Genomic DNA, 20,718 nt, shown 5'->3' with positions numbered 1-20,718 from the left:
TCAAGTTATTCGAACGAGAGTGGCTCCATAGCCCCATTGATCTTTCTGCGTGTCTTGAAAGTACTGAATATTTGTCAATTGACTCAATCGCTTGTGAATTTCTTTCCGAAGCACGCCATTTCCAATTCCATGCACAAAGGTGATTTCATGCATACCTGAAGCAATAGCCTGATTGAGATTTTTCTCAAAATGTTCCAATTGAATTCGAAGTATTTCTGAATTACTCATCCTTTCAGGATTTGGAACAAGCTCTTCGATATGTAAGTCTACACGTTTATCCGGCTTTTGGATAGGCTCAATTGTAGGTTTTGGATTGATGGATTCCAATTCCTGATTGAGTTTTTGGATGTCCAATTCCTGAGTAGTTAGCTCCAAGTGAAAGCTATAACCCCGTTTTTTGAGAATTGGAATTTCCGAAAGATGCTTAAAAAATTGGGTGGGCTTAATTTTGATTTGCCTTTCAAATGGTTGTCTTGCCTTTTCCAGTTTTGGCTGAATGGGAAGAAAACGCAGAAGAAAAGAAGGCCAATCATTCATTTCCTTGATGATTCGATCATCAAATTTTTTAGCCTCGCCGGATTTCAATTGCTCAGCAAAAAGCGTCCGCTGATTGGATCCATACACTTCAGAAGCATGACACAGATAATTGGTACTACTGTCATTGATCAGGTAAAGACTAAGGTTTTGGTCATTGATTGGAATAAATGCCAAATAGATTCCCTGATCTTTGGGAGCAGAAATAGCAGTCGGGATTTCGTCTTTTTCAGATTCGGATTCCTTTTCTCCAAAAAATGCAGATTCTGCTGCATGAATCACTACGGCTTCGGATTTCAAGGCAGGGATGATAAAACCATCCTCAATTTCAACTTCTATTCTTCCACTGGAAGAGATTCGCTTTATGATTCCTTCTTCCTTGCCGTGAAGTAGCCTTACGCGATCACCGATGTTCATGAGTTTAATGCTTCTTTATAGGTGTCAATTGCCCGTTGCCTTGCAAATTTATGATCAACGATGGGTTTTGGATACTTATCTGTCCCCAATTCCGGAATCCATTTTTTGATATACTTCAAATCCTTGTCAAATTTTTCGGTTTGGGATTCAGGATTGAATACTCGGAAATAGGGCTGAGCGTCTGTACCCGTTCCCGCCGCCCATTGCCAGCCTCCATTATTGGATGCCAATTCAAAATCCAGAAGTTTTCTTGCAAAATAGGCCTCACCCCATCGCCAGTCAATTAATAGGTGCTTGGTGAGAAAAGAAGCCACGATCATTCGAACTCGATTGTGCATATATCCTGTCGCGTTGAGTTCGCGCATGCCTGCATCGACAATAGGGTATCCCGTTTTTCCTTGACACCAAGCTTCGAATTCCTGCTCATTGTTTCTCCAAGGAATTTGATCGTAGGCAGGCTTGAAAGCCTTGTCAACTACTTGTGGATTGAAGGCTAAAATAGTCATGTAAAACTCCCTCCAAATCAGCTCATTCAAATAAGTCGCATTTAGCTTGGCTGCAATTTTAGCTAATCTCCGAATGGAAATCGTACCGAAACGAAGGTGAATTCCTAAACGGCTTGTGCCATGAATTGCGGGAAAATTCCGGGTCTTATCATAGAGTTTGATAATGTCTTCATCCGTCTCCATAGGAGGGATTTCTATGCTTGATTTTTCAAAACCAACTTCCTTAAGGCTAGGGAGTGGCAGTGGTTTGGTAGAAAAAAGATTTTTCCACTGATAATTAGCAAGAGGTTCAATTTTCTGCTCATTGAATTTTCCCAACCAAACCTTACTAAAGGGAGTGAAGACTTTATAAAATTCCCCGGAACCGTTTAGGACTTCTCCAGGTTCGAAAATCATTTGATCCTTAAAGGTGAAAAATTCCGCTCCGTGTTTTTTGAGTAAATCGGATACAGCCTGATCCCGCTCTTTTGCATAAGGTTCATAATCCCGGTTTGTGTAGACTGCCTGTATGGAATATTCCTCCAATAAGGATTTATAAATTTCCAATGGCTTTCCGATTCGGACGATCATGGAACTTCCTTTTTTCTCGAGTTGTGATTTTAGCTTTGTGATTTGATCATGAATAAATCCAACTCGTGCATCGTCTTTATCTTCCAGTTTTTCCAGAATATTCTGATCGAAAATAAAGACAGGAAGCACATTTTTTTCTTGCTGCAGGGCATAAAAAAGCCCGGTATTATCATCGAGTCTCAGGTCTCTTCTAAACCAAAAAAGGGTGACTTTTTCCATTTATTCTTTTTTAAAAGGAAAGCAAATTTGCCTTGAATTGTTTCGACTAAAGATTGGGTAGAGGGAGGTATTGAACCGGTCGATTGTAAGTGGAGTCAAGCTTGTTTTCCAATGGCGTTAAATCAATTTGTTGCCAATCTTCTCCATCATTATACCGCAAGAAGTAATCGGAGTCTTCTACAAGGCTAGAGCTTCGTTTTTTCTTTCGAATGATTTTTTCAAACAACTCTGAGAAAGAATTGAAGGAAACGTTTTGGGAAAGGGCTACCCCATAAGTTGCCACATTTCTGGAAAGAGAAAGCGAGGTAAAGGTGTTGAAATTATTTCGGTTGAATATTCTGATTCGGTAAACGCCATCTTCTGTCAAGAGATATTCCGCTTGCCAGTCTCCGATGATTGCCGCAGCTCCTGCCTGTCCTGTATTGTCTGTAAAACCTCCATCACGGGACACTCGCAATCTTCCGTCCAGGAAGGTATATGCTACACTAAGCTGAAAGGTCTCGAGTGCATTTTGATCTAATGTAGCCAAGTCGACATTGATTTCCAGATTTTTATCCACCTGTCCTAAAAATGAATTAAGCTGAGCGGAAAGTAATTGTCCGAGGCTGTTTGAGAGGGAGTTGACTCCGGCAAATTGTCCTTCTGGAGAAAATGAACGGGTCATAATCACTGAGAATACCTGACGGTTCATTTCCTGTTCATCATTGGCAACTCGGGACTGGAAGGAAGAAATGGCAGTTTGTAAATCCCCTGTATTAGGGAATTCGGAGAAATCAAACCCAAATTCAATATCAGGGGAGAGCAACTCACCATTAAGTTCCATGATGACACCTACCGGATATCGACGGTTAGCTACTGTATTTTCCTGCCCGGAAGTCGTACTGGTCGCCAAAAGAGGTTGGATGGATACCGATTCTTCATAGCGGGCTGTCAGATCCATGACTCCTTGATAAGGGTCCCCATACCAAGAAATTCGACCTCCTGGGTCTACTGTAAAGTCTTTCTTTACCACATTATAAAGTGAGAAATTATATGTGGCTTCTGTGACTTCATAGGTGCCATTCAGGGAAAAAGCTCCTTGTGTATCGATATTCATAGTTAAAACACCCTTCCCTCTTCCCGAAATTTTTTCTTGGGTTCGCGGGTCAATAATGATTTCCGCATAGGCATCTGGAGTGACATCCAAAACGAAGTTCATTTGGACATTTTGGATATCCAATCGATTGATTTCCTCGCTTAATCCTTGTACAGAAACCGTGTCGTAAATATTGATAAAGTGGATGTAATCTTCGCTGACCTGTTCATCACTGCTGGAAAGTGGAATAAAAATTCGAGTGTCAGGCTGACTGGTAGCTCTAGCATCGATGACCAAATTAGAAGTAGTGCCTGTAATATCTAGCCCTCCTGTGACATAGACGTTACCATAAAAGACTTCATTGTCCTTGGCACTGGTGTTCATCACTTGGAAATTATTCAAGTTGGCATGAATATCCAGCAAAATATCCTTGATTCCCTGATAAGTTAGTCCTCCGTTAAGGTTGGCGGTATTTCCCCGGACATCTTTTGCAACTAATCGATCAAAACGGATTGCCCCCGGTGTAAACAGAATACTTCCATCCAATTGGTAGAGAGTATTTAGGAAGTTGACCCGAACTTTTCCCTTATTGATTTTTCCTTCCCCTATAAGAATGGGTTTGATAGGATCACCTTGCAATTGGATGTTACCAGAAATGCTGCCTCCCATATCAGAGAGGTAATTAGAAAGGAATGGTTCGAAGATGGCTAATTCCGCATCCTCCAAATCTCCTTTCAAGTCAAAATTTAAATCTCCTAATCCCAGCGAACCTGAGAGGTCGATTGTTTTTTTACCATTTAGGACATTTTCAATATTTAGATCTAAGGCATTATCATCAAGACTTGCTTGTGTAATCAAATCACCAACTGGGATTTCATTGATCGCTAAGCCGTTAATGGTGATTTGGGAATTTAGAATCAATTGGTCATCCGCACCAAAATAAGCCGTAACCAATCCATTGATTGCTCCTTCATATTCCTGCGGGGCAAAGGTATTTAGGATGTTGGCATTTACATCTTTCAGAGAAAGGGTCCATTTTTTTTCTACTGATTTACCAAGAACGCCTTCAGCTTTGATTTCTTGATTTCCGGAATGTAGTCGCAAATTTTCAAATACGACCGAGTTCGGAAGGATGCGAATTTGATTATCGGTATCAAATTCCCAGTTGTTGCTCAAAACTTCCAATTGGGATTTAAGCATCTGAATTTTAGTCTCCTCTGCCGAAAACTGTGCGACCGCGTTAATTCTTGCATGGCTTTGGGTGGAATCCTGATCCAAAGCAAAATTCAAATCTAAAGCTTCATTATTCCATATTGCTTCAAATCCCAAATTGCTGAAATCCAGCTTTCCTCCGAGGTTTTGTTGCTTGGAGAATACGTAGAAGGAAGCCAGGATTTCTGGTCCATTGATGAATTTTGAGGTATTAAAGTCAATATTTACATCCCGGGCTTCATTTCCTTGGAATCGGATCGTATCAATCCCTGTAAAGAAGTTGAAAATCGTGTTTTCGCTCGTCTGATAAAAAGCACCTTCGATCAGTGTGTTTTTGGAGATGTATAGATCTGGCTGAACCAAGTGCAGAATTGGATTAATGTTGATTAGCCTAATATTCAAATCCAGATTATAGGGCAAATTGAAGTTCTGGTCCAAATCAGCAATTGGAGGATCTTCCTGAGTCAGAATTGCTAAGTATTGATCGAGTAGGAAAGGCAAGTCCTTACTCATTTGATTTAGATTGAACTGACCTGATGCCCCAGCTACTATGTAGTCTGAATTGAGGGACATGGTGCGGGTGCCTCCGGCAAAAAGTGATTGGAAGCTAAAATCTCCCAAATCCAAAACCCGGTCTTCATAGCCAATCATAATGTCTTTAAACCGCATGATACCAGTCAGCTTATCGAGCTCTATTCCCCGAGTATCCATTTCCAAATATCCATGGACAAAGGCTGAAGTGTCAATTAAATTAATTGCCTGGAGATTGGCTGAATCCAACTGAAGTCGGATATTGATCGATTCGAAGCTTTCTTTCAAATTGATAGAACCTGATCCATTTAAAGCCAAATTTGGATCTTGGATGGAAAGATTTCCTTCAAATAGTTCCAAACCATATTTCGCATCAGTCTGAATATTGGTGTAATCATATCCCAATAGCCCTAGATTGGAAATGGAAGCATTGAGGTCCAATAATAGGTCTTCTGCATTGCTGCCTTGCAAATCCACATTCCCTGCAAGAGAAACTTTTTGAAGCAGGTCGGGTCGATCAGAAAGAATTCCAAGATTAAGATTGTTGATTTGAACCTTGGAAACGATAGAGTTGATGTCTCCTTTTTTATCGAAGTTTACACGACCATTCAAACTTCCTATTGAGGTTTTAAAATCCCCATTGGTGGTAAACCGGTTTAGCAATCCTGCGAAATCGGCATTAAGGCGGATAGTTCCCAATTTGTTTACCTGCTTCGCTATGTCTGCTCCAAGGTAAGGACTCAGGTCTCGTGTCTGTATTGTGGAATTTTTTAGAGCAAGATTGATGTAGGTTTCTGAAATTTCAGGAAGTCCGTCAAGATAAAATGCCCCAAATATTTCCGTTTTTTGGCCTATTCTAAGTAAAAATTCATCTGATTTGATTTCGGCAATTGGACCTGTTACTTCACCGCTCAGGATGATTTGGTCTTCGATATTCGGTAAAGAAGGAGCGAAAAAATTCAAGTCTCCCAGCCCCAGGATGGTTTCCTCCATACGAGCAAGGATTTTCACATCAGTGACGAAATTGGAAAGAGAAGCAGGGGAGTCGTATTCAAATTTGAGGTATTCCCGGATATGACTTTCATTGCTGACCAGTTTCAAATGGTCGAATTCCATATAGGTGGGAGCGAAGGTGAAATTGGTTTTGAATTCTTTGATTTCTAGTCCAGAAGCAATTTCTTTCCCAGATAGATGACCAATTTCCAGTTTTACGCCTCCTCCTTCGGTTACAAAATTTGAGGCAGACAACTGAATGTCTGAAAACCGCATCCGATTGTAATCTAAGCCTTCTGTAATGGGCTCTGAATTGCCATTTATTAAGGCAAACTCCGAATTGCGGAAATCAATTGAAGTGATCGAAAACTTCCCGCCACCTGAACTTTCACTCGAGCCAAAAGCCTCGCTCAATTCATTGATCCATTGGTTGATATTCATAATGGAATCTCCCTCATGGGTAATCAACTGGACTTTTGCCTGCTCAATCCGAACTTGATCGATGGTCGGATTGCCTTTAGCCAGAAGAGACTTGAGTTCAAAGTCCACAAAGGCTTCTTTTGCGCCGATCATCAGACTATCATGAGTATCCCGAATTTCGAGATTTTGAATGGTCAAAGCATCCCACCAAGTAATCTGAATTTTATCGATGGAAGCGGTGAAATTGGTGCGATCATTTAGATAGCTTGTCACCCGATCAATGAGCCAATTCTGTACAGGATTAAATTGAACCAGTGCTCCGATGAGCAGAATTAAGACTAAAAAGTAAAATACCACCCAAAGCAGCACACGGAAGGTCTTGTGTAAAAAATCCGTAACTTTCGGCTTCTTTTCCAATGGGTACTAGAGATATTTATATACTGGCTATAGAGTCTTCGTGTGACGAAACTTCTGCCTCTGTCATCTATAATGGCAAAGTACTTAATAATATTGTCGCCACACAATCTGTCCACGAAAAATATGGGGGAGTAGTTCCCGAATTGGCTTCTCGGGCTCATCAGGAAAACATAGTTCCTGTGGTATCAGAGGCTTTGTCCTCGGCAGGGATTTCCAAAAATCAGTTGTCGGCAATCGCCTTTACGAGGGGGCCTGGTTTGATGGGAGCCTTGTTAGTTGGAGTAAGTTTTGCAAAGTCCCTAGCTCAAGCACTTGATATTCCATTGATCGAAGTCAATCACATGCAAGCGCATGTTTTGGCACATTTCATTGAAGACCCTAAGCCTTCATTTCCTTTTCTTTGCCTGACCGTGAGTGGAGGACATACACAGTTGGTTTTGGTGAAAGATCATTTAGAAATGGAAGTCATCGGAGAAACACGGGATGATGCCGTAGGTGAAGCTTTTGACAAGACGGCTAAGCTATTGGGCTTGCCTTATCCGGGAGGACCTTTGATTGATCGATATGCTAAAGAAGGTAATCCCAAGGCTTTCCAGTTTCCTGTTACCCGGATGCCGGGTCTGGATTTCTCCTTTAGTGGGATAAAGACAGCTGTACTTTATTTCCTTCAGGATAAAATGAAGGAGAATCCAAATTTTATTCAGGAAAATCTTCCGGATCTTTGCGCTAGCATTCAATATACCCTGATTGAAATGCTTCGCATAAAACTCGAAGAAGCTTCAAAAAAGCTCAAAATCAAAGAAATTGCAATTGCTGGAGGAGTCTCTGCAAATTCAGGTTTAAGAAATACCCTGACTCAATTAGCAAAGAAAAAGGGATGGAACTTATACATTCCAAAATTTGAATATTGTACAGATAATGCAGGCATGATTGCTATTGCGGCTCATTATAAATTCCTAAAGGAAGAATTTTCTTCCTTGGATGTCACCCCATTAGCCAAAATGAAAATCTGATATGGCTACAAAAAAGAAATTTGAGAAGATTATTAATATTAAAAACAAAAAGGCCAGTTTTCAATTTGAATTTTTGGAAACGTACGTGGCTGGCTTGGTTTTGAAAGGAACTGAAATCAAATCCCTTCGGGAAGGGAAAGTATCTTTGACTGAATCCTTTTGTATTTTTTTAGATGATGAATTGTATGTTCGGCAGATGCACATTGCACCGTATTCCATGGCTGCGAGCTATAATCACGAGGCGGTAAGGGATCGAAAATTACTTTTGAATAAAAAAGAACTTGAAAAACTCCGCACGAAGTCGCAGGAAAAAGGGCTGACTATCATTCCTGTTCGTATATTTATCAATGACCGAGGGTTGGCTAAAATGGAAATTGCTCTTGGTCGTGGTAAAAAGATGCACGACAAACGACAGGATTTGAAGGAAAAAGATGCCAAAAGAGAACTTCAGCGAATGGCCCTTAAGTGATGCGTACGGGATCTGTAGGCAGACCATGCTGCCTGTCTACAAAAAACCTTCCCGCGATTCGGCTTTAATTACACAATTGCTTTTTGGAGAGTGCTATCAGGTCTTGGCTGTTTCCCAAGATCATCAGTGGTACCGTATTTTTCATGAGGATAGTAGGATAGGAGGATGGATATCTGCCAAGTCCCTAAAGGAAATCCAACAGCAGGATTATTTGAATTTCCTAAGTCAGGACTTTCAGGTAGTGACCAGTCCAATTGCTGCAATTGAATACCAAGGAACAAACCTCTATCTTCTCCCAGGTAGCCGACTTCATTTTTCAGAACTGGAACTTTTCAATTGGCAGGATACCATTGGGTTTACTGGTACAAGTCGAAGTCATGCTCATCGAGCGGATCGGGAAGAGTTGATCGAGATTGCTCTACGATATATTAATGCCCCTTGGCAACCTGGGGGAAGAAGTATTTTTGGATTGGATGAAGCATTGGGATTTGCTTTGATATACACCATTGGAGGCTACACTTGGCATGCAGCCGCATTGCCGGGAAGGATTTTGCCTTTCAATCATGCCATGCCGGGAGATTTATTTATTTTTCATGATGAACAAAAACGGATCGATCATTTTGCGATCTACTTAGGACTAGAAGAAGTCCTTTGGATGGATCATAAAATGCGCGTTTCGGATTTGGACGAATGGCAAAATTACCTGGCAAACAATCGCCCAACTGAGGTGGTTTTGGAAGCTAGATCAGTATTTGGATTGTGATGGAAAAGCGTGTGTTGGTATTAAATCTGGATCATTCTCCGGTAGCAGTCGTATCGGTTCAAAAAGCCATTGTGCTTACTCTTTTGGAGAAAGCAACAATTCTTTCAGTATATGAACTTTTACAAATCCGTACCATCAGCCGGAATTTTGAATATCCAGCCGTTATCCGACTCAATCAATATAAGAATATTCCCTACAGAGGGGTTCTACTCAATCGGGCTAATCTTTTTCGTCGGGATAATGGGGAATGTCAATACTGTGGATCGAATCGTCACCTTACTATAGATCATGTTCTTCCCCGTTCTAAAGGTGGGAAGACCTCTTGGACTAATTTGGTTACGGCCTGTAACCGATGCAATGTGAACAAAGGTGATAAAACCCCAGAAGAAGCTGGAATGCCTTTGAAGATTACTCCTTTTAAACCTACACTATCCTATTTCTTGGCGGATTATGCCGAAAGACACGCTGCGGAATGGCTACCTTTTTTGAATGCAAAAGTTATTCAGTCCTAATTTCTTTTTTGGCAAAAAAATTGCCACAACACCCGCATGAGAATTACCATTTTAAGCTTTCTTCTAATTTCTTTCTTTGGAATTTCATCTGCTCTTCAAGCCCAGCAATTGATCGGGAAATGGCAGTTGGTATATTTTGATGGGATAGATCAAATTAGAAACTCTCCTGAATTCCGGGAAGCTACTGCCACAGCTCGAGCAAATATGGAATATCGGATCAAAAATCGACTGGAAAATACTGTTTATGAGTTTTTTGGTGAGGATTCCTTGAAATATACCGATATGGTCAATCAAAAATTAGTGTTGCGAAAAGCTACTTTTGAAGTGGATGAAAACAACACTCTTTTTATAAAACATGAGGATTTAGTTCGAAGAGCTCAAATCGTGGAATTGAGTGAGAACAAGCTTGTTCTTCAGCCAATTTCTCAATCCGGGACCTTGGGCAGATTGATTTTTGAGCCTTATGTAGAGCCTGAAGAAGACTGATTTTTTTCCTTCTAAATCCTACAAGTCTAATTTTAATTGCTCGGGAAGCAACCTAAAGCTATTCCGGTGCCATGGAGTTTTTCCATGCTTGATAATTCCCTCTCGATGTACTTTGGTGGGATAGCCGGCATTGGATTCCCAACCGTAATGAGGGAATTCTTGGGCCAAATTTTCCATGAATTGATCTCGGTGAACCTTAGCCAAAATGGAGGCAGCTGCAATGCTCGTGAATTTGCCGTCACCCTTGATCACACAAGTGAATGGTAACTCCAAATCCGAATTCCAGCGATTTCCATCAATAAGCAGATGTTCAGGTTGAGTTTGCAGGGCTAAAACCGCTCGTTTCATGGCCAAAAAAGAAGCATTCAAGATATTGATCTGATCAATTTCAGCTACGGAAGCTTCCCCAAGAGCCCAAGCAATAGAAGCATTTTTGATTTCTTCTACCAATTCTTCCCGCTGGGTTTTGCTTAGTTTTTTAGAGTCATTGATCCAGGGGTTTTCATAGATGTTTGGCAAAATCACGGCAGCAGCTACCACCGGACCCGCCAGGCATCCTCGTCCTACTTCATCACATCCGGCTTCCAGTCGATTAGCTTCTAAATAGGGGAGCAGTGGCATGAACTTCTGGTCTTTGCTCTTTATAGAATTTATGGATCATCTCAGCAACTAGTCCTGTCCATCCCGTTTGGTGGGATGCACCGAGTCCTTTTCCGCTATCTCCATGGAAATACTCATAAAAGAGAATATAATCTTTAAAATGAGGGTCTTTTTGGAATTTTTCATCGGTTCCATAAACCGGGCGATTGCCATTTTCATCACGCATGAAAATTTTCATGCAGCGAAGGGAAAGTTCCTTGGCAACCATATCCATGGTGAGGTAATTTCCAGAACCTGTTGGGTATTCTATGGAAAAATCTCCTCCATAGTAGAAATTAAATTTCTTGAGGGATTCAATGATCAGGTAATTGATAGGAAACCAAATCGGACCCCGCCAGTTGGAGTTTCCTCCAAACATTCGAGTGTCAGATTCGCCCGGAGTGTATCGAATTGAATAAGTGTCCCCATTCATTTTTAAGGCATAGGGATGATTCAAATGGAATTTAGAAAGCGAACGAATTCCAAAATCACTTAAGAATTCCTCTGAATCCAACATTTTGTGGAGTACACTGCGCATTCGGTGCCCGCGGAGCAAGGAGAATAAGCGTCGTTTTTCTTTTCCGGGATGAATCCAGCTGGAAACTAGTGCAGCCAATTTGGGCTTTTCCTTCATGAAAAAGTCCAGTCGCTTCTTGAATTCCGGTAAACTGTCAAATAATTCCTCACGTATGGGTTCCACAGCGAACAAAGGTATTAGACCGACAATAGACCTTACCTTTAGCTTTTTGGCGTCTTTTCCTTTAAAGTGGAAAATATCATAGAAAAACTGATCCTCCTCATCCCAAAGGGAAATATGCTCACGGGAAATATTATTCATGGCACCCGCGATATACAGGAAATGCTCTAAAAACTTGGTTGCGATAAACTGGTATACCTTGTTGAACTCGCACAAATCCAAGGAAATACGGAGCATATTCAAGGAGAACATCGCCATCCAAGAAGTGCCATCGGCTTGTTCCAGTTTGCCTTGGTAATATTCAGCAGCGGAGCGATCAAAAATGGAGATATTATCTAATCCCAAGAAGCCACCTTCGAAGATATTGTTGCCTTCACTGTCTTTTCGATTTACCCACCAAGTGAAATTGAGCATGAGCTTATGCATGGCTCGCTCGAGGAATTCAGAATCACCAACTCCATTATTGGCTTTTTTGTCAATTTGGTATACTCGCTGAACCGCATAAGCATGCACTGGTGGGTTGACATCTGAGAAGTTCCATTCATAGGCTGGAATCTGTCCATTTGGATGCATATACCATTCGCTGAGAAGCAACAGGAGCTGTTGCTTGGCAAATTCAGGATCAATCCTAGCTATCGGAATGCAATGAAATGCTAAGTCCCAAGCTGCATACCAAGGATATTCCCATTTGTCGGGCATGGAAATGATATCGTAATTCTGAAGATGTCGCCATTGATGATTTCTTCCTTTTTTACGTTCTACAGGAGGAACATAGCGACCGGGATCGCCTTCTAGCCAGCGCTCAACATCATAATAATAAAATTGCTTGGACCACATCATCCCAGCAAATGCCTGGCGCTGAATCATCTTGAGATCAGGATCTGTGACCCGATGCTGCAAATGAGCGTAAAATTCATCTGCTTCTCTTTTTCTGGCATTTAGACATTCATCGCAGATATGTAGCGGATGATCATCCAATTGATGCTGAAGACGAAGTTTTACCTCTACACTTTCCCCGGCAGGGATATCAAACTTGAATATGGCTGCAGCTTTGGTTCCAGTGAATTTTGGATTCAACTTGGAAGCATCCCCATGAACTACAAAATCATTGATGCCGTCTTTAGGGTATTTTTTCTCATTATGAATCCCGTATAAACGTTCTCGATTGGTTTCATTATCACAAAAACGGATATCGGGGTTTCCATTGAATGTAATCGAGTAGTTTCCTGATTTGGGATTGAAGGCTTTGATGCAATTCGAGCGGACAAGGTTCAGTTTCGGCATAAAAGGCTCATGACCCGTAAACCAAGTTTTTCGAAACCAAAGCGTTGGCATCACCCAAAGAGGAGCAGATTCCGGTCCTCGGTTGTGAATTGTCACTTTTGCTACAATATCCTCCGCATCATTTTTGGCGTATTCAATGAAAATGTCAAAATATTTATCTTCATCAAATACTCCCGTATCCATCAATTCATATTCGGGATCGGTCTTTTGCCTTTTTTGGTTTTCAAGGAGTAATTTTTGATATGGGGATTCTGCCTGAGGATACTTGTAAAGCATCTTCATGTAGGAATGAGTCGGCGTGGAATCCAAGTAGTAATAGATTTCTTTTACATCTTCTCCGTGATTCCCCTGATTTCCGGTTAGGCCAAAAAGTCGCTCCTTGATAAAAGGATCTTTTCCGTTCCAAAACGCCCAAGCCAGGCAAAGCTTTTGTTTGTGGTCAGAAATTCCTCCAATGCCTTCTTCTCCCCATCGGTAAGCTTTGCTTCTGGCTTCATCATGGGTTACGTTTTCCCAGGCAGCACCATCGGGACTGTAATCCTCCCGGACGGTTCCCCATTGTCTTTCCGTTAGATAGGGGCCCCATTTCTTCCAATGCTTTTTAAATTCCCGATCCTCTTGTAATCGTATATGTTCAGCTAACATGTAGGTTCTTCTTGAGCAGTGCCGAAATTAGACTTTTTCAGTCACTTAAGCTCAAAAATAGGAATCCTGTTTCAGTAATCCTTCAATTAGGATAGGGGAGAAAAAGAAAGGGGATTTTGATCTGAACCTACAAATTCTGAAGAAACGGCAGTTTTTGGATTGGCTTGCGTGATTTTTTCCAAAATTTCAGGCCATTCTTCACACCATAGCTGGAAAAATGCAGGGTTTTGGTGAAATCCTTGAATATGTTTTTCGAAGAAAGAAAAGTCAAAATTCTTTCCTTCAATCGCAATTTGGTGCTTCTCAGCATCTAAAGCATTGCAAGCCTGTTCATATTGACCTGCCACAGGAATCATCATCACTGGTTTTCCAAAATAAGCTGCTTCGCAAACTGATTCAAATCCAGCTGTGCAGACCAAGCCTTTGCAGGTAGCCATATCATTGAGAAACTTTTTATCATTCACCTGATGGAAGGAAAGGTTTGGAAGTGGCTGTTCAATTTCAGGAGCCCCTTTTTTATCCCAATAGGCTTTGATATGAAAGCTTGGGTTTGATTTTGCGAATTTGATAATTTCAGTGGAATACCCAGGGTTTACCAAATAGGCAAGGTAAAATTCTCCCGATGATGGAGTCAATAATTGAAGTTCTTTTCGCAATAATGGAGGGACAACTTCGATTTTCGAATTTTGTGCTTGTGTAGGTTTAAAACTTAGGGCAAGTAAGCGGCTAGCTCCCCAAGCAGTCATTTTGGTATTGAGGAGAAATAATTCCTTGGCAAAGCCTTTGGAAGGAGCAAAAGAAAAATCAGCTTGAAAAGCCAAATATTGGTGTCCAATCGCCCAAAATTCAACATTGGGTCTATAAATTCCATTGTATAAACCTCCCAGAAGATCGTAAAAATTCAAAATGACATCAGGCTTGTGGTGGTTAACCAAGACATCAATTTGATGGAGACTTTTTAGAAAGGTCCGGAACTTTAGAGAATTTTTCCAGATAGTTTTCCCCAGAAGGATTCGTTTTTCTGCTCGATCTGTTTCAAAATTGGGACTCTCAATCCAGTGGATTTTTGATTTGATTTCTCTGGAAAAAAATTCAGGTATTGCTCTTCTTTTGCTTTTTCCCAAAACCACCCCACAGAGTTCATGTCCCTGCGATCGAAGTAAACTTGCAAAAGATATGGCTTGGGTCATGTGACCCCGACCTTCTCCCTGTACAATGAATAGGAATTTCATGATCGAAATGCAGGCGAATTCAAGTCATCATCTTGCGAAGAGCGAAAGGAGACTTGGCGTAAGGGAATGATGCTATCCTCCTCTACCTCTTTTTTAGGGTCTTCAAAAAAGCTTCCGATTTGATCGGTTTGGATTGATTTGAAATCAATCTCGCTATAATAGATCAACTGCCAATTACCTTCATGGTCTTCAGCTAGGGCAGACATAGTCTCCACCCAATCTCCAGAATTGAGGTAATGAATTCCCTCGATTTCCCGGTTTTCGGCTTTATGTATATGTCCACAAATGATCCCGTCACAACCTTTTGCTCTAGCCATTTTGGCAAGCTCTGTTTCATATTGATCGATGTATGAAACAGCCGATTTTACTTTTGCTTTAACATATTGTGAAAGAGAAAAATAGGGCAAGCCTCGCTTAAATCGATAATGATTGACGACTCGATTTAGCCAAAGCAAAAAAGTGTATCCTATATCTCCCAAATAGGCAATCCATCTAAGATTGGTCGTAATGCTGTCAAAAATATCTCCATGCGTAATGAAATATTTCTTGCCTTTCGATTCATAAATCATGTCGGTTTGAATGGAAAGTTTTCCAATCTGAAGGGGTAGGATTTGATCCAAAAAGTCGTCATGATTGCCCCGAAGGTAAAATACCTGGGTGTCGTGATTTTCAATCATCTTTAGAATCCGATTGAAAAAGCGGGTATGTTTCCGCTTCCAAGTACCTGATTTTTTAAGTTGCCAGCCATCGATAATGTCACCGTTTAAAATGAGATTATCACAGCGATATTGTTTCAAAAACCGAACGATTTCTTTAGCCTTTGACCCTTTGGTCCCAAGATGGACGTCGGATACTATAATTGTTTTGAAATGTGTCTTCACAAATTGGGTTTTACTCAAAAGTAGCGGCCTGATGTAAATCAGTTATGTTTAGTTTGTTACTATTTTGCTATTTTTTCCAAATTAAATTTGGTTAAAGTGAAGTATTTGTTAACTGATTGTGAAAAAGTTTGGTCAATCGTGTTGCTTTATCAAGACGAGAACATTTGTCTGTAATTTTTCCGCAAGTGGTAAAAAGCTTTTGAAGGCCGTTATATAGTTTCGTTGCGGAATAAAACTCAATGAATTATGCAACGATTACTCTTGGTTTTTGGGCTCTTTTTGTCGACCCAACTAGCTTGGGCACAAGAGCCGATTTATAAAGGGAATTATGAACTAGCTGCACGGTTTTCACCGGATAAGCTGGAGAAAATGATTTTTTCTACATCCGTAAATCCGCATTGGATGAGAAAATCCGAGCGCTTTTGGTATGAATATGAAACTTCGGATGGCAAGCGATGGTATGTTGTAGATCCTGTTCGTAGGACGAAAACAGAACTTTTCGATCGGGATAAGTTAGCTGCAGAAATCACGAAAGTTGTCAAGGATCCATTCGATGGTCAGCATTTGAAATTGGATGATTTGAAATTGATGGATGATGAAAATACCCTTCGCTTCAAAGTGAAGAGTACTGCCGATGTCCTGAAGTCCGATTGGGCTGAGATCAAGGAAAAAAACAAAAATGCCAAGGACTCACTAGAGAAGAAAGTCCATACCTTTCTATACAACATTTCCTCTCAGACTTTGACTGAGATTGAAACTGAAAAAGATCCGAAGCGTCTTTCGTGGGCGAATATTTCACCGGATTCATCCAAGGTCGTCTACGCAAAGAACTTCAATTTGTATTGGATGGATAAGGAGAATTTCCTGAAAGCTGTGAAGGATGAGAAGGATTCAACCATCGTGGAAAATCAATTAACCACCGATGGGGAAAAGGATTACGAATACGGCTGGGGTGGTCGAGGTGATGATAATGTGGAGGAAGAAAAGAAAAAGGACGACCGAAAGCGAGTAGGGGTACTTTGGAGTGCAGATTCCAAGCAGTTTGTAATGACTCGGACAGATCAGCGTCAGGTAAAAGACCTTTGGGTGATCCATAATACACGAAACCCTCGTCCAACTTTGGAAACCTATAAGTATGCCATGCCTGGAGAAAAGGAGCAACCTCAGACAGAACTGTTGCATTTTTCCTTTGAAAGTATGGAGTTGAAGAAGCTTCCGATTTCAACTTTCAAAGATCAAACAGTGAGTTTGTGGTCTACTACGCCTGCCGCAAATACAAGAGATGATGATTTTCGTCCCGCAACTTGGCTAGGAGATTTGGATGAATTCTACTTTGCGATTACTAGCCGTGACCTGAAGCGAGTAGACGTTTGTCGTTGGAATCTGGCAACTAATGAAAAAGAAGTAGTTATCGAGGAGCGAAGTAATACTTACATTGATTTCAATAAGTTGGAACTGGTGGGCAATGACTTGATTTGGTGGTCTGAGCGAGACGGTTGGGCTCATCTTTACCTTTATGGCAAAGATGGAACTATGAAACGTCAGCTGACTTCCGGACCTTTCCATGTGGGTGGAGTTGCCAGAGTCGATGAGCGAAATCGAAAAGTCTATTTTGTGGCAAACGGAAGAGAAAAAGGGGAAGACCCATACTACGAGCATTTGTATAGTGTTAGTTTGGATGGAGGAGCAATCAGCCTGCTAAATTCTGGCGATTTCAATCATGAAATCGAGATGAATGACCAAGCTTCTTTCTTTGTCAATAATTTCTCCAGAGTGAATACTACGCCAGTTTCAGTATTGATGGATCGAAATGGAAACAAGGTGATGGACTTGGAAACTGCTGATTTGAGCCAGCTTTTTGCTGCTGGATATCAATTCCCTGAACCATTCAAATTCAAAGCTGACGATGGAATCACTGATCTCTATGGAGTGATGTACAAGCCTTTCGATTTTGACTCAACACGGAAATATCCATTGATTCAATATGTGTATCCAGGACCTCAAACGGAAGCTGTTAACAAGTCTTTTGGAAGAGGTATGGATAGAACGGACAGATTGGCTCAATTTGGTTTTGTGGTAGTGACTTTGGGTAACCGAGGCGGTCATCCAGCTCGCTCCAAGTGGTATCACAATTATGGCTATGGAGATTTAAGAGATTATGGTTTGGCTGATAAAAAAGCTGCCGTTGAGCAACTAGCAGATCGGTATTCTTTCATTGACCGAAATAAAGTAGGGATCCATGGTCACTCAGGAGGTGGATTTATGTCTACGGCTGCAATGCTTGTATATCCAGATGTATTTAAAGTGGCTATTTCTTCAGCAGGAAACCATGAGAACAACATCTACAACCGTTGGTGGTCTGAGAAGCATCATGGCGTGCTTGAGCGCGTGACTCCAAAAGGGGATACAACTTTCATTTATAGCATTGAGAAAAATCCTGATTTAGCGAAAAACTTGAAAGGACATTTGATGCTTTCTACAGGGGATGTGGACAATAATGTTCACCCTGCAGGAACAATTCGAATGGCTGAAGCTCTTATTAAGGCTGGAAAGCGATTTGAATTTGTGATTATGCCTGGGCAGCGACATGGCTATGGAAATATGCGCGAATACTTCTTCTGGAAGATGGGTGATTATTTCGTTCGCCACTTGTTGGGAGATAATACGCCTCCTCCGGTAGACATGGTCGAAATGCAGCGAGAGATTCCTAAGGATAAGTAAACACTATTTTCAAAGCCCAATTTGTTATTCAAATTGGGCTTTGTTTTGAAGTGATTTTGCTCAGTTTTTTTGAACAAATCCACTTCCAGTTTAAGGAGCAGGATTACCAAAAAGCCTCATAGTTTTTATCTATTGAAAAAAAATTTATATCCGTAAAATTTTTGGTAATTTCGTCATCCCTGAAATTAAATAATTAACTATAAACCATAAGAAATATGAGTAATCCACATGAAAATGGCAAAGGTGATTTGAGCAAATGCCCATTTCACAATGGCACTATGTTGCATGGCGCCGGAAAAGGTACTCAGAATGTTGATTGGTGGCCTAATCAACTGAATCTGAATATCTTGAGACAGCATTCTTCTTTGTCTAACCCAATGAGCGAAGACTTCAACTACGCGAAGGAATTCGCTTCTTTGGACCTTCCTCAGGTGAAAAAGGAGATCGAAGAAGTATTGAAAACTTCTCAGGATTGGTGGCCTGCTGACTATGGTCACTATGGTCCATTCATGATCCGAATGGCTTGGCATAGTGCTGGTACTTACCGAGTACATGATGGCCGTGGTGGAGCTGGTACAGGTACTCAGCGATTTGCTCCATTGAACTCTTGGCCTGATAATGCCAACCTGGACAAGGCGAGACTTCTATTGTGGCCTATCAAGCAGAAGTATGGAAAGAAACTTTCTTGGGCTGATTTGATGATCTTGGCAGGTAACGTAGCATTGGAATCCATGGGCTTCAAAACTTTCGGTTTTGGTGGTGGTCGTTCCGATGTATGGGAGCCTGAGCAAGACATTTATTGGGGATCTGAAAAAGAGTGGGTAGCCCACAGAAATCCAGAAGCTTTGGAATCTCCACTTGGAGCTACTGAAATGGGATTGATCTATGTAAATCCAGAAGGTCCAGATAAAAACCCTGATCCACTATTGGCAGCAAAAGCCATCCGAGAAACTTTCGGCCGTATGGCAATGAACGACGAAGAAACAGTTGCTTTGATTGCAGGCGGTCATTCCTTCGGTAAAACTCACGGTGCGGCAAACCCTGATAAATATGTAGGTCCTGAGCCAGCAGCAGCATCCATCGAAGAGATGAGCATGGGATGGACAAGTTCTTACGGTTCTGGTCATGGTGCTGATACTATTACTAGTGGTTTGGAAGGAGCTTGGACAAGTACTCCAGCAAAATGGAGCCACGATTATTTCAAGTTCTTGTTCGAATATGAGTGGGAATTGACTAAGAGCCCTGCAGGTGCTCATCAGTGGGTTGCGAAGGATGCCGAGGCAATTATTCCTGATGCACACATCCCAGGTAAATTCCACAAGCCGTTCATGTTGACTACGGACTTGTCAATGAGATTTGATCCAGAATACGAAAAAGTCTCCAGAAGATTCTATGAGAATCCTGATGAGTTTGCGGATGCATTTGCAAGAGCTTGGTTCAAATTGACTCACAGAGATATGGGACCAAAGACTCGCTATGTAGGTCCAGAGGTTCCTGAAGAAGATTTGATCTGGCAAGATCCGATTCCTGCAGTAAATCACCCATTGGTAGACGATAAAGATATCGCTGCTTTGAAGGCTAATATCTTGGCTTCCGGATTGTCCGTAGCTGAATTGGTTTCTACCGCTTGGGCTTCTGCTTCTACGTTCCGTGGTTCTGATATGAGAGGTGGCGCCAATGGTGCTCACATCCGATTGGAGCCAATGAAAAATTGGGAGGCTAACAACCCAGTTCAACTTTCTAAAGTATTGGGTGTTTTGGAAAGCATTCAAGAAGAATTCAACAGCACTGCCGAAGGAGGCAAGAAAGTTTCTTTGGCAGACTTGATCGTTTTGGCAGGTTGTGCAGCAGTTGAAAAAGCTGCTAAAGACGCTGGATTCGATGTGACTGTTCCATTCACTCCAGGTCGTATGGACGCTTCTCAAGAGCAAACTGAAATCGAATCCTTTGAGTATCTAAGACCAGTTGCTGATGGTTTCAGAAACTACATCGCGAAAGATTGCGAAGTGAAGGGTGAAGAATTGCTGATTGACAAGGCTCAATTGTTAACTCTTACAGCTCCAGAAATGACTGCCTTGGTAGGTGGTTTGAGAGCAATGGGTGCCAATTGGGACGGGTCCAAGCATGGTGTTTTCACTGATAAGCCTGGTCAATTGACCAATGACTTCTTCGTGAATGTTCTTGATTTGGGTACTACTTGGAGAGCAACTAATGACAAGAACAACATCTTCGTAGGAAGTGATCGTAAGACTGGCGAACCTAAGTGGACTGGAACTCGCGTTGATTTGATTTTCGGTTCCAATACTGAATTGAGAGCATTGGCTGAGGTTTATGCTTCCGCTGATGGAGCTGAGCAGTTCGTTCAGGACTTCGTGAATGCTTGGAATAAAGTGATGAACTTGGATCGTTTTGATCTAGCTAAATAAAATCACCTCATATATTTTAAAAAGTGGCTCTCAAAAGGAGCCACTTTTTTTGTGTT

General features: G+C 41.4%; 14 protein-coding genes. 7 read left to right on the top strand and 7 right to left on the bottom strand.

Annotated elements, in window-relative coordinates; translation table 11 throughout:
- Genes E4S40_RS10475 through E4S40_RS10465 form a run of 3 tightly spaced genes read right to left on the bottom strand, consistent with a single transcriptional unit; the run spans position 1 to position 6,894 of the window.
- Positions 1-951 (bottom strand): Smr/MutS family protein, encoded by a 951-nt coding sequence (locus E4S40_RS10475; RefSeq protein ID WP_135073772.1) that lies wholly within the window; start codon positions 949-951, stop codon positions 1-3.
- Complete coding sequence (locus tag E4S40_RS10470) at positions 948-2,246, bottom strand: cryptochrome/photolyase family protein (protein WP_135073771.1); 1,299 nt, start codon at positions 2,244-2,246, stop codon at positions 948-950. The genes E4S40_RS10475 and E4S40_RS10470 overlap by 4 nt, the downstream gene beginning before the upstream one ends.
- 46 nt (positions 2,247-2,292) lie before the next feature.
- Positions 2,293-6,894 carry a translocation/assembly module TamB domain-containing protein gene (locus tag E4S40_RS10465; protein ID WP_135073769.1) on the bottom strand — a complete coding sequence of 1,534 codons (4,602 nt, stop codon included), beginning with the start codon at positions 6,892-6,894 and terminating at the stop codon, positions 2,293-2,295.
- On the opposite strand from E4S40_RS10465, the gene tsaD reads away from it, so the two are divergent.
- The 5 genes from tsaD to E4S40_RS10440 are packed head-to-tail and all read left to right on the top strand — an operon-like array spanning position 6,894 to position 10,137.
- Positions 6,894-7,907, top strand: coding sequence for a tRNA (adenosine(37)-N6)-threonylcarbamoyltransferase complex transferase subunit TsaD (gene tsaD, locus E4S40_RS10460; protein ID WP_135073767.1), 1,014 nt, complete (start codon positions 6,894-6,896; stop codon positions 7,905-7,907). The two genes, E4S40_RS10465 and tsaD, sit on opposite strands and share 1 nt — an antisense overlap.
- A gap of 1 nt (position 7,908) precedes the next feature.
- Complete coding sequence (gene smpB / locus E4S40_RS10455) at positions 7,909-8,376, top strand: SsrA-binding protein SmpB (RefSeq protein ID WP_135073765.1); 468 nt, start codon at positions 7,909-7,911, stop codon at positions 8,374-8,376.
- A gap of 25 nt (positions 8,377-8,401) precedes the next feature.
- Positions 8,402-9,139: an SH3 domain-containing protein gene (locus E4S40_RS10450; protein ID WP_161971793.1), complete on the top strand. Its 738-nt coding sequence runs from the start codon at positions 8,402-8,404 to the stop codon at positions 9,137-9,139.
- Positions 9,139-9,651 (top strand): HNH endonuclease, encoded by a 513-nt coding sequence (locus tag E4S40_RS10445; protein ID WP_135073761.1) that lies wholly within the window; start codon positions 9,139-9,141, stop codon positions 9,649-9,651. Before E4S40_RS10450 ends, E4S40_RS10445 begins: the two co-directional genes overlap by 1 nt.
- A 36-nt stretch (positions 9,652-9,687) precedes the next feature.
- Complete coding sequence (locus E4S40_RS10440) at positions 9,688-10,137, top strand: lipocalin-like domain-containing protein (RefSeq protein ID WP_135073759.1); 450 nt, start codon at positions 9,688-9,690, stop codon at positions 10,135-10,137.
- An 18-nt stretch (positions 10,138-10,155) separates the two neighbouring features.
- On the opposite strand, the gene E4S40_RS10435 is transcribed toward E4S40_RS10440, so the two are convergent.
- The 4 genes from E4S40_RS10435 to E4S40_RS10420 form a co-directional block, all read right to left on the bottom strand.
- Positions 10,156-10,758 carry a ribonuclease HII gene (locus E4S40_RS10435; RefSeq protein ID WP_135073757.1) on the bottom strand — a complete coding sequence of 201 codons (603 nt, stop codon included), beginning with the start codon at positions 10,756-10,758 and terminating at the stop codon, positions 10,156-10,158.
- The gene (locus E4S40_RS10430) at positions 10,730-13,402 is read right to left on the bottom strand and encodes an MGH1-like glycoside hydrolase domain-containing protein (protein WP_135073755.1); all 2,673 of its coding nucleotides are present in this window, start codon (positions 13,400-13,402) and stop codon (positions 10,730-10,732) included. Before E4S40_RS10430 ends, E4S40_RS10435 begins: the two co-directional genes overlap by 29 nt.
- Before the next feature lie 86 nt (positions 13,403-13,488).
- Positions 13,489-14,634 carry a glycosyltransferase family protein gene (locus tag E4S40_RS10425; RefSeq protein ID WP_135073753.1) on the bottom strand — a complete coding sequence of 382 codons (1,146 nt, stop codon included), beginning with the start codon at positions 14,632-14,634 and terminating at the stop codon, positions 13,489-13,491.
- Positions 14,631-15,515 (bottom strand): UDP-2,3-diacylglucosamine diphosphatase, encoded by an 885-nt coding sequence (locus E4S40_RS10420; RefSeq protein ID WP_135073751.1) that lies wholly within the window; start codon positions 15,513-15,515, stop codon positions 14,631-14,633. The genes E4S40_RS10425 and E4S40_RS10420 overlap by 4 nt, the downstream gene beginning before the upstream one ends.
- 246 nt (positions 15,516-15,761) lie before the next feature.
- Here E4S40_RS10420 and E4S40_RS10415 point away from each other — a divergent pair, with 246 nt between their 5' ends.
- On the top strand, positions 15,762-18,236 hold the full coding sequence (locus E4S40_RS10415; protein ID WP_135073749.1) for a S9 family peptidase: 2,475 nt from the start codon (positions 15,762-15,764) through the stop codon (positions 18,234-18,236).
- Positions 18,237-18,451: 215 nt separating this feature from the next.
- Positions 18,452-20,662, top strand: coding sequence for a catalase/peroxidase HPI (gene katG / locus E4S40_RS10410; protein WP_135073747.1), 2,211 nt, complete (start codon positions 18,452-18,454; stop codon positions 20,660-20,662).
- Positions 20,663-20,718: the final 56 nt, after the last annotated feature.

It is taken from the genome of Algoriphagus kandeliae (assembly GCF_004571135.1).
In the GTDB taxonomy this organism is placed as follows: domain Bacteria; phylum Bacteroidota; class Bacteroidia; order Cytophagales; family Cyclobacteriaceae; genus Algoriphagus; species Algoriphagus kandeliae.
This window is presented reverse-complemented; position numbering and strand designations above follow the sequence as displayed.

Bases quoted from the DNA above. Each gene is read 5' to 3' on its own strand.
- katG (WP_135073747.1), top strand. From the start codon at position 18,452: ATGAGTAATCCACATGAAAATGGCAAAGGTGATTTGAGCAAATGCCCA.
- E4S40_RS10435 (WP_135073757.1), bottom strand. From the start codon at position 10,758: ATGCCACTGCTCCCCTATTTAGAAGCTAATCGACTGGAAGCCGGATGT.
- E4S40_RS10470 (WP_135073771.1), bottom strand. From the start codon at position 2,246: ATGGAAAAAGTCACCCTTTTTTGGTTTAGAAGAGACCTGAGACTCGAT.
- E4S40_RS10415 (WP_135073749.1), top strand. From the start codon at position 15,762: ATGCAACGATTACTCTTGGTTTTTGGGCTCTTTTTGTCGACCCAACTA.
- smpB (WP_135073765.1), top strand. From the start codon at position 7,909: ATGGCTACAAAAAAGAAATTTGAGAAGATTATTAATATTAAAAACAAA.
- E4S40_RS10475 (WP_135073772.1), bottom strand. From the start codon at position 951: ATGAACATCGGTGATCGCGTAAGGCTACTTCACGGCAAGGAAGAAGGA.
- E4S40_RS10450 (WP_161971793.1), top strand. From the start codon at position 8,402: ATGCTGCCTGTCTACAAAAAACCTTCCCGCGATTCGGCTTTAATTACA.
- tsaD (WP_135073767.1), top strand. From the start codon at position 6,894: ATGGGTACTAGAGATATTTATATACTGGCTATAGAGTCTTCGTGTGAC.
- E4S40_RS10440 (WP_135073759.1), top strand. From the start codon at position 9,688: ATGAGAATTACCATTTTAAGCTTTCTTCTAATTTCTTTCTTTGGAATT.
- E4S40_RS10425 (WP_135073753.1), bottom strand. From the start codon at position 14,634: ATGAAATTCCTATTCATTGTACAGGGAGAAGGTCGGGGTCACATGACC.
- E4S40_RS10445 (WP_135073761.1), top strand. From the start codon at position 9,139: ATGGAAAAGCGTGTGTTGGTATTAAATCTGGATCATTCTCCGGTAGCA.
- E4S40_RS10430 (WP_135073755.1), bottom strand. From the start codon at position 13,402: ATGTTAGCTGAACATATACGATTACAAGAGGATCGGGAATTTAAAAAG.